This window comes from Bradyrhizobium glycinis (assembly GCF_016031655.1).
GTDB lineage: Bacteria > Pseudomonadota > Alphaproteobacteria > Rhizobiales > Xanthobacteraceae > Bradyrhizobium > Bradyrhizobium glycinis.
The window spans coordinates 1-13,805 of record NZ_JACCHQ010000013.1 but is presented as its reverse complement, the minus strand read 5'-3'; the positions used below and the strand labels follow the sequence as shown (position 1 = coordinate 13,805).

Here is a 13,805-nt window from a genome sequence, read left to right as displayed (position 1 = left end):
GCACGCGTTGCTGACCCACGCATGCGTGCCGGGCAACGCATGCGTGCTTGGGGTGGCACAGTGCAAATCGCTGGGTTAGACAGGGCCGCCATTCCAGTCAGGAGATCCCAGATGAGCATTCAGCGTTTTGAAACTGGCCCGCGCATGAGCCAGGTCGTCGTGCACGGCAACACCGTCTATCTCGCCGGTGTCGTCGCCAACAAGGCGGCCGGCGAAAGCGTGACGAAGCAGACCCAGGACATCCTGGCGACCATCGACGGCCACCTCGCCAAGGCCGGCACCGACAAGTCGAAGCTGCTCTCGGCCACGATCTACATCACCGACATGAAGACCTTCGCAGAGATGAACGCTGTGTGGGACGCCTGGGTCTCGCCCGGCAACACCCCGGCGCGCGCCACTGTCGAAGCCAAGCTGGCGGCCCCGCAATACACCGTCGAGATCATGGTGACGGCGGCGAAGTAATTTTCGTGAAAACCTCACGCGCGTTGATGACCTCCGAGGTAATCGATCAACGCGCGTGAACCTTCGATAGTCACGGTCAGCCGGACGAACACGGCACCATCGAAGGAGAGAACCATGACCGACCCCGTCACCATCGCCCGCGGCTACATCGAGCTCTGGAACGAGCGCTCCGCCGGCCGCCGCCGCGAGCTGCTGAGCGAAAGCTGGACGACGGATGCGAGCTACGTCGACCCCGTGATGAAGGGCGACGGCCAGGACGGCATCGAGGCGCTGATATCAGGCGTGCAGCAGCGCTTTCCCGATTTCAAATTCAAGCTGATTGGCGAGCCCAATGGCTACGGCGACCACGTCCGCTTCTCGTGGGGACTTGGTCCTGACGGCGCCGACAGCCCGATCAAGGGGACGGATTTCGCCGTGCTGAAGGACGGCCGGATCAGGAGCGTGACCGGATTTCTCGATCAGGTACCGGCCGAGGCGTGAGAGATCTGGACCTCGTGGTGCAGAGGGCTGGGCTATCGCATATGGATTTTACGAGGATTGTCCGGGCTTGCTTCGCCTCTCCCGCTTGCGGGAGAGGCCGACGCGCTCGCAGAGCGCGGCGGGTGAGGGCTCTTGCCACCCGGGGACAGCATCCGCATTTCTCGACAATCCCAGCGCGGAGATACCCCCACCCCAGCCCTCCCCCGCAAGCGGGAGAGGGAGCCGAGTCCCGACACCGAAGCACCGTTCACACCATAAGCGATAGCCCTCCTCGTGCACGCGGGGAGGGCGGCACCCCTCGACGAAGCCAGCCCAACGGCTTACCTGTCATGCCGTGCCGCCCCGTGCCCTCCAAACATCGGCCGAGCCGGCCGCGCTGCTGCCGGATCGCTTCCAGGCCTGGTTCGCAGCCCGCGGCTGGTCGCCGCGCGCGCATCAATTGGCACTGCTGCAGAAGGCGCACGAGGACCGCTCGGCGCTCTTGATTGCGCCGACCGGCGCCGGCAAGACGCTGGCCGGATTTCTGCCGACACTGGTGGAGCTGTCGACGCAGCCGCTGACACGCGACGCGGGCGCGAAGAAGAACCTCGTCTCCACCGGCCGCAGCGTGCAGCGCAGCGGCGGCCTGCACACGCTCTACATCTCGCCACTCAAGGCGCTGGCCGTCGACATCGCGCGCAATCTCGAGCGTCCGATCGCGGAGATGGGCTTGCCGATCAAGGTCGAGACCCGCACCGGTGATACGCCGGTCTCGCGGCGTCAGCGGCAGCGGCGCTATCCGCCGGACGTGTTGCTGACGACGCCCGAGCAGCTCGCGCTGCTGCTGTCCTCCGACGACGCACCGTACCTGTTTTCCTCCCTGAAGCGGATCGTGCTCGACGAGCTGCACGCGCTGGTGACGTCCAAGCGCGGCGATCTGCTCTCGCTTGGGCTTGCGCGATTGTGGCGCCTCGCCCCGCAGATGCGCGCGATCGGCCTGTCCGCGACCGTGGCCGAGCCGGAGCAGCTCGCGCGCGTCCTGGTGCCGCAGCCCGACGGCAAGGAGCGGGCAGCCGACATCGTCCTCGCCGGCGGTGCCGCGCCGCCTGTAGTCGAGATGCTCGACACGCGCGAGCGGCTGCCCTGGGCCGGCCACAGCGCGCGCCACGCGCTCCCCGAGATCTACGAGCTGATCAAGGCCAACAAGACCACGCTGGTCTTCGTCAACACCCGCAGCCAGGCCGAGATGCTGTTCCAGAATCTCTGGAGCATGAACGACGATGGCCTTGCCATCGCGCTGCATCACGGCTCGCTCGACGTCGCCCAGCGCCGCAAGGTCGAGGACGCCATGTCGGCGGGCCGGCTGCGCGGCGTGGTCTGCACCTCCTCGCTCGATCTCGGCGTTGACTGGGGCGACGTCGATCTCGTCGTCAATATCGGCGCGCCAAAGGGCTCCTCGCGCCTGATGCAGCGCATTGGCCGCGCCAATCACCGCCTCGACGAAGCCTCGCGCGCGGTGCTGGTGCCCGCCAACCGTTTTGAAGTCCTGGAGTGCCGTGTGGCAATTGATGCCATTACCGAAAACGCGCAGGATACGCCGCCCTTGCGCACGGGCGCCCTCGATGTGCTCGCCCAGCATGTGCTCGGCTGCGCCTGCGGCGAGCCGTTTTTCAGCGAGGAGCTCTATGCGGAGGTCCGCACCGCCGCGCCCTACGCCGATCTGTCACGGCAGGATTTCGACGACGTCGTCGATTTCGTCGCCTCCGGCGGCTACGCGCTGAAGACCTATGAGCGCTTCGCCCGCATCAAGCAGGACAAGGAAGGCCGCTGGCGCGTCGCCAATCCCAAGGTGCGGCAGAGCTATCGCATGAATGTCGGCACCATCGTCGAGGACGACATGCTGAAGGTGCGGCTGGTGCGCTCGCGCGGCGGCGGGCAAGGAAAAGCAGGCGGATCCACCGGCGTGATCGCACGCGACGGCCGGCTGCTCGGCGAGATCGAGGAAGCCTTCATCGAGGGCCTCTCGCCCGGCGACACCTTCGTGTTCTCGGGCGAGGTGGTGCGCTACGAGACGCTGGTGGAGGACCAGGTCTATGTCTCGCGCGCGCATGACAAGGACCCGAAGGTGCCGTCCTACATGGGCGGCAAGTTTCCGCTTTCGACCTATCTCGCCGAGCGCGTGCGCCGGCTGCTCGATGATGGCCGCGCCTGGGGCGGCTTGCCGGAGCAGGTGCGCGACTGGCTGTCGCTGCAGAAGGACGTCAGCCAAGTGCCGGCCGTCCGGGAGCTCCTGGTCGAGAGCTTTCCGCGTGCCAACAAGCATTATCTGGTCTGCTATCCTTTCGAGGGCCGCCTCGCGCATCAGACCCTCGGCATGCTGCTGACGCGGCGGCTGGAGCGCGCCCGCGCGCGGCCGCTCGGCTTCGTCGCCAATGAATATGCGGTGGCGATCTGGGGCCTTGGCGATCTCTCCTTCATGATCCGTCAGGGCCGGATCGACCTCAACGCGCTGTTCGACCCCGATATGCTCGGCGATGATCTCGAAGCCTGGCTCGCCGAATCCGCCCTGATGAAGCGCACCTTCCGCAACTGCGCGATCATCTCCGGCCTGATCGCGCGCCGTCACACCGGCGAAGAGAAGAGCCGCCGCCAGGTGCTGTTCTCGACCGATCTCGTCTACGACGTGCTGCGCAAGCACCAGGCCGATCACGTCCTGCTCCGCGCCGCGCGGGCCGATGCGGCCACCGGCCTGCTCGATTTGCGCCGCCTCGGCGACATGCTGATGCGCATCCACGGCCGTATCACGCACCGGGAACTCGACCATGTCTCTCCGCTCGCCGTGCCCGTGATGCTGGAAATCGGCCGCGAGTCAGTTTATGGCGAAGCTGCAGACGAGCTTTTGGCGGAAGCCGCCGACGAACTCGTCAAAGAGGCGATGGATAGAAGCGGGTAAGACGTGACGGCAGGCGCGCTGATTTCGGGAGATGTCGAGGACATGCGCGTTTCCAGAGTCACGATCAGCGATGTGACCTTCGCGGCCGATCTCTCCGGCGCGTTGTTCTGGGACGAGCAGCGCCTGCTCGTCGTCTCCGACCTGCATCTGGAGAAAGGCTCGAGCTTCGCCACGCGCGGCGTCTTGCTGCCGCCTTACGATACCATTGCGACGCTCGGCCGGCTCGCTGCTGTCATCTCCCGCCATGATCCGCGAGTAGTCATCGCGCTCGGTGACAGTTTTCACGACCGCAGCGCGCACGAGCGTCTATCCGGCGCGGACCGCGACGCGGTGGCGGCACTCCAGAGCGGCCGCGACTGGATCTGGATCTCGGGCAATCACGATCCCAAGCTGCCGCGCGATCTCGGCGGCACCATCGCGGATGAAGTCGCGATCGGCCCGATCACCTTCCGTCACGAGCCGACCGGCGCACGCGGCGAGATCGCCGGGCATCTGCATCCGAAGGCGCGCGTCTCAGCGCGCGGCCGCTCGATGGAGCGCCGTTGTTTCGCCAGCGACGGGTTGCGCGCGGTGATGCCTGCGTTCGGCGCCTATGCCGGCGGCCTCAGCATCCGCGACGCTGCCTTCGCCAGGATCTTTCCGCAGAACGGCTTTGTCGCCCATCTCCTCGGCGACCGCCGCGTCCACGCCATTGCGGCGTCGCGCTGCTATTGAGGCGCCGGCCGAATTAGGACAGCGCTACGATCGGTATTTTTCCGGAATCGCGCAAAGCCCGTTATCGGTTTTAACGTCACGCTTGCCGGGGCTGGAATTTCATTCCCGAACAAGATTGCAACCGGCAAGGGGTCGCCTCGGGCGGCCCCTTTCGATTCCGGCACGCGCCAGGCGCGCAGCACACACATGTCTAGAACAAATTAAGAACACTTTAGCAAGCCTTTGATATATCATCGTGATTCGGCGCCTCGCCGATACAATATCTAGCGTCTGTCCGACTTTGCGAGGACTACATGTCCACCATTGCCTTCGACCAGTTTGCCCTCACCCGGATCGCCGATTTCGCGCGCTCGCTGTCGCGGCTGCATCAGGCCGCGCGGCGTTACGCCGTCGATGACGACCAGTTTGACCGCGAGTTCAATGCGGTGTGCCAATCGATCTGGGGCTACACCATCGACGACGTCAGCGACGATCTGTTCTCGCCCGAGGATCATCTGTTTCTCGACACGCTGGACGAGGCGCATGCGCGCATCTTCGCAGCCGAGCAAGGCTATGACCTCGTCGGCGATCAAGGCATGCTGACGGACTGGTGGGGTTTCTGCTGGATGATCCTGGCCGAGAAGCGCGGTCTCCTGACGCCTGAGAACCGCGCCGCCGCGCGCGCGGCGATCGAGGAGAAATATCTGGCCGCGCCCAACGTGATCGGGGTGATCATCGGGAGGTGAATTCTTGTGCCCCGGACGCAGCGCAGCGCTCTTTCAGCGGTGCGCTGCAGAGCCGGGGCCCATGTCGCGGCATTCTGGGTCCCGGCTCGGCGTCGCGTCATTGCATGCCGCGCTCGCGTCCGGGACACGAGACCACGCTAATCCAATCCCGCGCGCTTCGCCGGCTTCGCGGCCGTCTTCGGCACCGTCACATCCGGGAGCGGCTCACGCACGATCTCGTTGGACGCCGGCGCATCTGCCGACACCGTCTCGGCCCGCACCGGCGCCACCTTCATCTCGCCGAGCCGCGCGCGAACCTGCGCGGTGAGACCGGGATAGGAGGCAACCGGGGTGAAATCCGCAGTCTGGTCGTTGCCGACGCGGACGCCGGTATAGGCGACGAGGCCGTCGGTGGTGGCGATCACGTCGCCGGCCTTCAGCGAGGAATCCAGCGCAAGGTCGACCGGGGCCAGGCCGACCGGTTCACGGCCGTTGCAGGTGCAATCGGCGCGCAGCGCCTTGCGGTAGGCGAACGCGTTCTCGCTGTCGGCGTAGCGCTCACCGGTCTGGGAATAGGCGCCGTCGATTGACGAGCCGAAATAGACCTTGGTCGCGCTGGCAGGGCAGAATGCCTGACACATCTGCGCGGGCGAGACGATGCCGCGCATCAGCGGAAAGTATTTCCCGTCGCAACTGCGTACGCAGAAGGCCGGGCCCGAGCCACCGGCTGCCGCCGAGCGGGTCGGCGGCACATATTGCGGCGTGGCGCCATTCTGCTGGCTGCCGAAGGGATCGGTGTAGGAGCTCGTCTGCGGCACCTCGCGCTGCAGCCGCTGCTGCTGCATTCCGCCGAAGAGGAAATCGAACAGACCTTCGGCCGAGACCGGGGCAGGAGCTGCGAGCAGCGGAACCGCAAGCATGGCGGCAACAAGCGTCGCGCGACGCCGCCGGCGCGCATGGAACATGACTGTACGCAATGCTTACTCCACCCAACGCTACTGAACCGGCTGGACCGAGGGATCTCAGCACACGATTCACCTAAAGCGGGATGGTAAATGAGCAGTTGAGCGGCGGCGGTTTCAAGACGAGGCGGTGGCCTCTTTAAGGCCGGGCGCAGCTTTGGACGGATGGTTGCTATCGGGACACATTGAGGCATGACGGCGGTGAAATTTCCGCCACTTCACGCCTTCAAGAATTCCGACGCCTTGTACAGCGAGCGGAACGGCAGGCCGGCCGCACCGAACGTGTCGGTGGCGCCTTCCTCGCGATCGACCATGGTCAGCACCAGCACGACATTGGCCCCGGCCTCGCGCACCGATTCCACCGCCTTCATCGCCGAGCCGCCGGTCGTGGTGACGTCCTCGACGATGACGACGCGCTTGCCGGCCAACGTCTCGCCCTTGGGCAGGCCCTCAATCGCGAGCTTCGCGCCGTGCTCCTTCGGCTTCTTGCGCACGAAGAAGGCCGCGATCGGATGGCCCTTGATCCAGGAGATCTGCGCCAGCGCACCGGCGAGCGGCACCGCGCCCATCTCGAGCCCGCCGATGAAATCGAGCTGATCGTCCTTCAGCGCCTCGTAAGTCAGCTCGGCGAGCAGCGTCGCGCCCTCGGGGTCGAGCATGGTCGGCTTGAGGTTGAAGTAGAAATCGCTCTTGCGGCCCGACGCGAGCGTCACCTCGCCGCGGCCGAATGAGCGCCGGCGGATGATCTCGAGCAGGCGGGCGCGGGAGGCTGATTTCGACACGGCGGTCCCTCGAACAGCGTTTTTGGAGGAGGCGGAATTTATCCGCGACCGACGCGACATTCCAGAGGGGGCGTCTCCCGTCAACAGGGATCGGCCATCCCGGTCCGCCGGTTGTGGGGGCGCAACCTTCTGGAGTAGGTGAGGGGCAAGCCTCTTGGGGAAGGATACGGAATGACCATCGAGCTCTATACCTGGAACACGCCGAACGGCCGCAAGATCTCGGTCGCGCTGGAGGAGATGGGGCTGCCCTACAAGGTGATCCCGGTGAACATCACCAAGGGCGAGCAGATGGCGCCCGAGTTCCTCAAGCTCTCGCCCAACAACAAGATCCCCGCGATCGTCGACCCCGAGGGGCCCGACGGCAAGCCGGTCAGCATCTTCGAATCCGGTGCGATCCTGCTCTATCTCGGCGAAAAGACCGGCAAATTCCTGCCGAAATCGCTCATCCAGCGCATTCCGGTCTACGAATGGCTGATGTGGCAGATGGGCGGCTTCGGCCCGATGCCCGGCCAGGTGCACCATTTCATCGCACTCGAGAATGAGCAGGACCGGGCCTACGGCTTGAGGCGCTTCATGGCCGAGACGCGCCGGCTCTATGGCGTGCTCGATCGCCGGCTGGAGGGGCGCGACTTCGTCGCCGGCGAGCTCTCGGTTGCCGATTTTGCCATCCTGGGCTGGGCCTGGCGCCATCCTCGCCACAAGGTTGATCTGGCCGACTTCCCCAACGTCAAGCGCTGGTACGACGCCCTGATGGCGCGCCCGGCGGTGAAGCGCGGCATGGAGGCGAAGCTGGATTGAGCTGGAGGCTGTCGTCGCCCGGCTTGACCGGGCGACCCAGTATTCCAGAGACGGCAGCGATTGAGCCGAGAGGCCGCGGCGTACTGGACGCCCCGGTCAAGCCGGGGCATGACAGTGTGCCCTCACACCCTCTTCGTTTCCACCGCCATCCGCACGGCGAGCCCGGCCAGCACGGTGCCCATCAGCCAGCGCTGCACCAGCATCCAGCTCGGCCGGTTCGCAAGGAACAGCGCGATCGAGCCCGCCGCGAGCGCGATCATCGCGTTGACGCTGACGCTGATCGCGATCTGGATCGCGCCCAGCACCACCGATTGGGTCAGCACGCTGCCCGCTGAGGGATCAATGAACTGCGGCAGCAGCGCCAGATACAGCATCGCGATTTTCGGGTTGAGCAGGTTGGTGACGAAGCCCATCGCGAACAATTTGCGCGGGCTGTCGATGGCGAGCTTCCTCACCTGGAACGGCGAACGCCCGCCCGGCTTCACCGCCTGCCAGGCGAGCCACAGCAAGTATCCGGCGCCGGCAAAGCGCAGCGCATCATAGGCGAAGGGGATGGCGAGCAAGAGCGCCGTGATGCCGAACGCGGCACACAGCATGTAGAACACGAAGCCGAGCGCCACGCCGCCGAGCGAGACGATGCCGGCCGCGGGCCCCTGCGTGATCGAACGCGAGATCAGATAGATCATGTTCGGTCCCGGCGTGAGCACGAGACCGAGGCTGACCAGGGCAAAGCCGAGCAGGGCGGAGGTGTGGGGCATGGGTGAACCAGTGCGGGAGATGCAAAGGTTCTAATATGCGCGGGATCGTGGAGCCACCGCGCAATTGCTCGGAGGACAATCGAGCTCTTGCGCCGGTGTGCTCCCTCGCCCCGCCCTTGCGGGGAGAGGGTTGGGGTGAGGGGCTTCTCTCCCTGCGGGCGGTCATCGATAGACCTGTACCCCCTCACCCGGATCGCATCTGACGATGCGATCCGACCTCTCCCCGCAAGCGGGGAGAGGTGAAGAGAGAGCACTAATGCGCCTCGTCCCAATTGTTCGCGGCGCGGGCGTCGACATGCAGCGGCACCGAGAGCAACACGGCCGGGAACGGCGCGTCCTGCATCACCTTCTGCACGACGGGAAGCGTTGCCTCGACCTCGTCGTCCGGCACCTCGAAGATCAATTCGTCATGCACCTGGAGCAGCATCTGCGCCGAGAGCTTCTTCGCGGCCAGCGCATCCTCCACGCGCGTCATGGCGCGGCGGATGATGTCGGCGGCGGTGCCCTGAAGCCGCGCGTTGATCGCGGCGCGCTCGTTGAAGGCGCGCACCGAGGCATTCGAGGCCTTGATGTCGGGGTAGTGGCACTTGCGGCCGAACAGCGTGGTGACGTAGCCGTGGTTGCGGCAGAAATCCCGCGTTTCATCCATGTAGGCGCGGATGCCGGGGAAGCGCTCGAAATATTTCTTGATGTAGGCGGAGGCTTCTTCGCGCGCGATGCCGAGCTGGTTGGCAAGGCCGAACGCGGAGATGCCGTAGATGATACCGAAATTGATCGCTTTCGCGCGGCGGCGGATCTCGCTCGGCATGCCCTTGATCGGCACGCCGAACATTTCCGACGCGGTCATGGCGTGAATGTCCAGCTCGTCGCGGAACGCCTGCTTCAGCACGGGAATGTCGGCGATCTCGGCCAGCAGCCTGAGCTCGATCTGTGAATAATCGGCCGAGACCAGCTTGTGCCCGGGCGTGGCGATGAAGGCGCGGCGAATCTTGCGGCCGTCCTCGGTGCGCACCGGAATGTTCTGCAGGTTCGGCTCGTTCGATGACAAGCGTCCCGTCGTGGTCGCGGCCAGCGCGTAGGTGGTGTGCACGCGGTGGGTCTGCGGGTTGACGTAGGTCGGGAGCGCGTCGGTGTAGGTCGATTTCAGCTTGGAGACCTGACGCCACTCCAGAATCTTCTTCGGGAAGTCGTGGCCCTGCTCGGCGAGCTCGTCGAGCACCTGCGCGGTGGTCGACCACGCGCCGGTCTTGGTCTTGGTACCGCCGGGCAATCCCATCTTGCCGAACAGGATGTCGCCGATCTGCTTGGGGCTGCCGACATTGACCGGCTCGCCCGCGATCTCCTGGACCTCGGCCTCGACGCGGGCTGCGGTCTGGGCGAAGTCGCCGGAGAGACGCGACAGCACCTGGCGGTCGATCGAGATGCCGCGCCGCTCCATGCGCGCAAGCACCGATACCAGCGGCCGCTCCAGCGTCTCGTAGACCGAACTCATGTGCTCGGAAACGAGGCGCGGTTTCAGCACGCGCCAGACCCGCAAGGCGATGTCGACGCCTTCGGCCGATAGCGGGGCGGCCTTGTCGATCGGCACCTGGTCGAAGGTGATCTTGCCCTTGCCGCTGCCGAGCAGCTCGCTTTCCTTCAGCATGGCATGCCCGAACCAGCGCTCCGACAGCGATTCCAGCGCATGCGAGCCGCGGCCGGCATCGAGCACGTAGGAGATCAGCAGCGCATCGTCGATGTTGCGCAGGGTGATGCCGTGCTGCGCCAGCATCACGGCCGCGAACTTGACGTCGAAGCCGATCTTGAGGATGCCCGCCGATTCCAGCACCGGCCGCAGCGCCTGCAGCGCGTCATCGTGCTTGACCTGGTCCGGCGCGAGGCCGGCATCGAACAGGCCGGCGCCGCCGCCGGATTGCTTGTGCGCCAGCGGCACGTAGCAGGCCTCGTTCGGCGCCAGCGCCAGCGCGATGCCGCAGAGATCGGCCTGCATCGGATCGATCGAGTTCGCTCTCGTCTCGATCGCGACATGGCCGGCATCATGAATGCGCGCGATGAAGGCCTCGAGTTCCTTCAGCGTCTTGATCGTCTGGTATTTGCCGCGATCGACCGGAAGCTTGCGCAGCGCCTCTTCGCGCGCGGCGGCGAGCGAGATCGGCGCACCCTTCAGGCTCGCAGCCTTGTCCTCCTTGCCCGTCGACTTGTTGGGCTGGTTCGGCCGGGCCGGCGCCGCAGTTCCCGTGCCTGGTACCGGCACGACGTCCGAGGGCGGCAGCGTCGTGAACACGCTGGCGCCGCTGGCATAGCCGGGATCGGCATCGACATTGGCGGGATCGATCTGCGCATATTCGGCGACGCGCCGCGTCAGCGTCGTGAATTCCATGGCCTTGAGGAAGGCGATCAGCTTGCGCGCGTCGGGCTCGTGGACGGCGAGGTCGTCCAGCGGCACCTCAAGGTCGACCTTGTCGTCGAGCAGCACGAGCTGCCGCGAGATGCGCGCCTTCTCCGCGTTCTCGAGCAGCGCCTCGCGCCGCTTCGGCTGCTTGATCTCGCCGGCACGGAACAACAATTGGTCGAGATCGCCATATTCGGTGATCAGCTGCGCCGCGGTCTTGATGCCGATGCCGGGCACGCCCGGCACGTTGTCGGTGGAATCGCCCGCGAGCGCCTGCACCTCGACCACCTTGTTCGGCGGCACGCCGAACTTCTCGATCACCTCTGATATGCCGATGCGGCGGTCCTTCATGGTGTCGTACATGGTGACGCAATCGGTGACGAGCTGCATCAGGTCCTTGTCGGACGACACGATGGTGGCGCTGGCGCCGCGCTCGCAGGCCTGGCGCACATAGGTCGCGATGAGATCGTCGGCCTCGAAACCGGTCTGTTCCAGGCAGGGCAGGTCAAAGGCGCGCACGGCTTCGCGGATCAGCGCGAATTGGGGAATGAGATCGTCGGGGGCGGGCGGCCGGTGCGCCTTGTAGTCCGGATAGATCTTGTTGCGGAAGGTGATCTCCGACTTGTCGAACACGATGGCGAGATGCGTGGGCCGGTTGTCCTCGGGCATCTCGCGGAGCAGCTTCCACAGCATGTTGCAGAAGCCGAGCACGGCGTTGACCTGCAGCCCGTCGGACTTGCGGTTCAGCGGCGGCAACGCGTGATAGGCGCGGAAGATGTAGGAGGAACCGTCGACCAGGAAGACATGGTCCCCCTTGCCGGCCGCCTTCGCAGCCACCGGTTTGGCAGCAGCTGTCGCGGGTGCCGTCTTGGCAGCAGCGGGCTTGGTCTCGGCAGCTTTCGGCGCGGCCTTGGTGTCAGCTTTGGCGGTGGTCTTCGGAGATGTCTTGGGCATGGCCGCAATGTATGAATTTTTGCGGGCTTTGACAGCCTTGGGAGGCGGATTTTTGAGCTGGTAGCGCGACTATCCCCCGCTGTCATTCCCCGCGAAAGCGGGGAATCCAGTACGCCGCAATCGCTGGCGCCTCGGCGTACTGGGTCGCCCGGTCAAGCCGGGCGACGACACCGAGAGGTGGCTACTCCGCCGCCTGCAACACCGGCGCCGTCTTCCTCGGCGCAATCCAGAACGCATCGGGCCGCTCGAACAGGAAGCGCGCGTTAAATCGCAGCGCGGCTTGCCAGATCGCCAGCGCACCGAGCACGCCGGCGACGGTGACGAGCAGCGATACCGTGCCGATATCGGCAATGACGCCCGTCCGCAGCAGCAGCGTCCGCGTTGCCGCCATCGGCAGGAAGAAGGCGAGATAGATCACGATCGAATGCTCGCCGCAGAAGCGGAGGAAGTTGAGCCAGTGCGCCCGCGCGAGCAGCGTGCCCGCCGCGATGATGGCACAGGCGCCAGCGAAGCCGAGCGCGAGCGAGACGATCGCCCACTCGCTGGCGCCCGATGCGACGAGGCCGGCATTGACCAGCGCCCAGGTCGCGAGCGCTGCAAGCGCCAATGCGGGATGTTTCCGCGCGCGATCCGAAAGGGCGAACACGTAAGGCGCGAACAAATAGCCCGAATAGAAATAGACGAAGCGTGCGCAGAACTCGTCGATGACGGTCCACCCGGTGGTGATGCGCGCGGTCTCCAGCGCGGCGGCGACTAGCCAGACCGCGAGCGGCGGGACCTTGCGTGTCAGTTTCGTGACGACGAAGAAGACCGGCAACAGATAGATGAACCACAGCGTGCCGAACGGCTCGACGAAGGATTCGAGATAAAACAGGCCAACGTGCTGCCAGCTGGTCTCGGCCGCGAAGGCCGGCGCCTTGAAGCCGAATTGGATTGTCACCCAGATGACATAGAAATAGGCGAAATGCACCACCTTGCGATCGAGATAGGTTCGCCAGTCCCGATCGATCACCAGAGACAGGAACAAGCCCGAAATCAGAAAGAAATCCGGCATCCGGAACGGCTTTGCAAAGGCCACGAGGGCATGCATGAAGCCGGTCTGCCCGGCGGCAAGCTCCACCCCCAGCACCGAATGCATCATCACCACCATGACGATGCAGATGCCCTTGGCATAATCGACCCAGTCGATACGCGCGGCCGAAGGGGCCTTGGAAGGGCTGGCCGCCGCGATTGTGCCTGATCGTGCCATGGTGTCCCTTTTCGAGGCGCGTTCCGCCCGTCCCTGTGTGGGCGTGGGCCAGTTTGGAGCCCAGTGGTTTCCGACTTCTTTACCGGTTCAAATCGCGGGCCGGTTTTTGCATGCGGACTGTTCCATGCCCTCGGGAAAATGCTAAACCGCCCCGGATTGGGCTGAGTTGGACGTCCGTTAACCAAGCTGGAACAGGATTTTTCATGCGAATTGCGATGATCGGCACGGGCTATGTGGGATTGGTGTCCGGCGCCTGCTTTGCGGATTTCGGCCACGACGTCACCTGCGTCGACAAGGACGAGAGGAAGATCGCAGCGCTCCATCGCGGCGAGATCCCGATCTACGAGCCTGGCCTCGACGAGCTGGTCGCGAACAACGTGAAAGCCAAGCGGCTCGACTTCACCACCGATCTGAAGCAGCCGGTTGCCGATGCCGACGCCGTGTTCATCGCGGTCGGCACGCCCTCGCGCCGCGGCGACGGGCACGCGGACCTGTCTTACGTCTACGCCGCCGCGAAAGAGATCGCGCAGTCGCTGCAGGGCTTCACCGTGGTAGTGACGAAATCGACCGTGCCGGTCGGCACCGGCGACGAGGTCGAGCGCATCATTCGCGAGGCCA

The 13,805-nt window shown here is 65.4% G+C and carries 12 protein-coding genes; 7 read left to right on the top strand and 5 right to left on the bottom strand.

Going from position 1 to position 13,805, the window contains the following annotated elements; translation table 11 throughout:
• Positions 1 to 111 precede the first annotated feature (111 nt).
• The 5 genes from HZZ16_RS19370 to HZZ16_RS19350 all read left to right on the top strand — a co-directional run bounded on the left by HZZ16_RS19370 (position 112) and on the right by HZZ16_RS19350 (position 5,313).
• Positions 112 to 462, top strand: coding sequence for a RidA family protein (locus HZZ16_RS19370; RefSeq protein ID WP_025032572.1), 351 nt, complete (start codon positions 112 to 114; stop codon positions 460 to 462).
• 114 nt (positions 463 to 576) lie between these two features.
• Positions 577 to 942, top strand: a complete 366-nt coding sequence (locus HZZ16_RS19365; RefSeq protein ID WP_197950640.1) for a nuclear transport factor 2 family protein — start codon at positions 577 to 579, stop codon at positions 940 to 942.
• A 334-nt stretch (positions 943 to 1,276) separates the two neighbouring features.
• Positions 1,277 to 3,874 carry a ligase-associated DNA damage response DEXH box helicase gene (locus HZZ16_RS19360; RefSeq protein WP_197950638.1) on the top strand — a complete coding sequence of 866 codons (2,598 nt, stop codon included), beginning with the start codon at positions 1,277 to 1,279 and terminating at the stop codon, positions 3,872 to 3,874.
• A gap of 42 nt (positions 3,875 to 3,916) precedes the next feature.
• A complete protein-coding gene (gene pdeM, locus HZZ16_RS19355) occupies positions 3,917 to 4,588 on the top strand; it encodes a ligase-associated DNA damage response endonuclease PdeM (protein WP_197950636.1) in 672 nt (223 codons plus the stop codon).
• A gap of 293 nt (positions 4,589 to 4,881) precedes the next feature.
• Positions 4,882 to 5,313 (top strand): hypothetical protein, encoded by a 432-nt coding sequence (locus HZZ16_RS19350; protein ID WP_197950634.1) that lies wholly within the window; start codon positions 4,882 to 4,884, stop codon positions 5,311 to 5,313.
• Positions 5,314 to 5,450: 137 nt separating this feature from the next.
• Here the strand turns inward: HZZ16_RS19350 and HZZ16_RS19345 are convergent, their stop codons facing one another.
• Both HZZ16_RS19345 and pyrE read right to left on the bottom strand, forming a co-directional pair.
• Positions 5,451 to 6,257 carry a DUF2865 domain-containing protein gene (locus HZZ16_RS19345; protein WP_197950931.1) on the bottom strand — a complete coding sequence of 269 codons (807 nt, stop codon included), beginning with the start codon at positions 6,255 to 6,257 and terminating at the stop codon, positions 5,451 to 5,453.
• 215 nt (positions 6,258 to 6,472) lie between these two features.
• Complete coding sequence (gene pyrE / locus HZZ16_RS19340) at positions 6,473 to 7,036, bottom strand: orotate phosphoribosyltransferase (RefSeq protein ID WP_197950632.1); 564 nt, start codon at positions 7,034 to 7,036, stop codon at positions 6,473 to 6,475.
• A gap of 171 nt (positions 7,037 to 7,207) precedes the next feature.
• Here pyrE and HZZ16_RS19335 point away from each other — a divergent pair, with 171 nt between their 5' ends.
• Positions 7,208 to 7,834 carry a glutathione S-transferase family protein gene (locus HZZ16_RS19335; RefSeq protein WP_197950630.1) on the top strand — a complete coding sequence of 209 codons (627 nt, stop codon included), beginning with the start codon at positions 7,208 to 7,210 and terminating at the stop codon, positions 7,832 to 7,834.
• Between the two features lie 122 nt (positions 7,835 to 7,956).
• Here HZZ16_RS19335 and HZZ16_RS19330 read toward each other — a convergent pair whose 3' ends face one another.
• The 3 genes from HZZ16_RS19330 to HZZ16_RS19320 all read right to left on the bottom strand — a co-directional run bounded on the left by HZZ16_RS19330 (position 7,957) and on the right by HZZ16_RS19320 (position 13,187).
• Entirely contained in the window at positions 7,957 to 8,592 is a 636-nt protein-coding gene (locus tag HZZ16_RS19330) for a LysE family translocator (protein WP_197950628.1), read from the bottom strand.
• Between the two features lie 253 nt (positions 8,593 to 8,845).
• The gene (gene polA, locus HZZ16_RS19325) at positions 8,846 to 11,938 is read right to left on the bottom strand and encodes a DNA polymerase I (protein ID WP_197950626.1); all 3,093 of its coding nucleotides are present in this window, start codon (positions 11,936 to 11,938) and stop codon (positions 8,846 to 8,848) included.
• Positions 11,939 to 12,119: 181 nt separating this feature from the next.
• Complete coding sequence (locus HZZ16_RS19320; protein ID WP_197950624.1) at positions 12,120 to 13,187, bottom strand: acyltransferase family protein; 1,068 nt, start codon at positions 13,185 to 13,187, stop codon at positions 12,120 to 12,122.
• Between the two features lie 203 nt (positions 13,188 to 13,390).
• Between HZZ16_RS19320 and HZZ16_RS19315 the strand changes: the two genes are divergently transcribed.
• The coding region (locus HZZ16_RS19315; protein ID WP_197948788.1) for a 2-dehydropantoate 2-reductase N-terminal domain-containing protein at positions 13,391 to 13,805 on the top strand (415 nt) is incomplete at its 3' end.

Excerpts from the sequence above, each read along its gene's own strand:
- HZZ16_RS19335 (WP_197950630.1), top strand. The coding sequence starts at position 7,208 with ATGACCATCGAGCTCTATACCTGGAACACGCCGAACGGCCGCAAGATC.
- HZZ16_RS19365 (WP_197950640.1), top strand. The coding sequence starts at position 577 with ATGACCGACCCCGTCACCATCGCCCGCGGCTACATCGAGCTCTGGAAC.
- HZZ16_RS19345 (WP_197950931.1), bottom strand. The coding sequence starts at position 6,257 with ATGTTCCATGCGCGCCGGCGGCGTCGCGCGACGCTTGTTGCCGCCATG.
- pdeM (WP_197950636.1), top strand. The coding sequence starts at position 3,917 with ATGCGCGTTTCCAGAGTCACGATCAGCGATGTGACCTTCGCGGCCGAT.
- HZZ16_RS19320 (WP_197950624.1), bottom strand. The coding sequence starts at position 13,187 with ATGGCACGATCAGGCACAATCGCGGCGGCCAGCCCTTCCAAGGCCCCT.
- HZZ16_RS19350 (WP_197950634.1), top strand. The coding sequence starts at position 4,882 with ATGTCCACCATTGCCTTCGACCAGTTTGCCCTCACCCGGATCGCCGAT.
- HZZ16_RS19370 (WP_025032572.1), top strand. The coding sequence starts at position 112 with ATGAGCATTCAGCGTTTTGAAACTGGCCCGCGCATGAGCCAGGTCGTC.
- polA (WP_197950626.1), bottom strand. The coding sequence starts at position 11,938 with ATGCCCAAGACATCTCCGAAGACCACCGCCAAAGCTGACACCAAGGCC.
- HZZ16_RS19330 (WP_197950628.1), bottom strand. The coding sequence starts at position 8,592 with ATGCCCCACACCTCCGCCCTGCTCGGCTTTGCCCTGGTCAGCCTCGGT.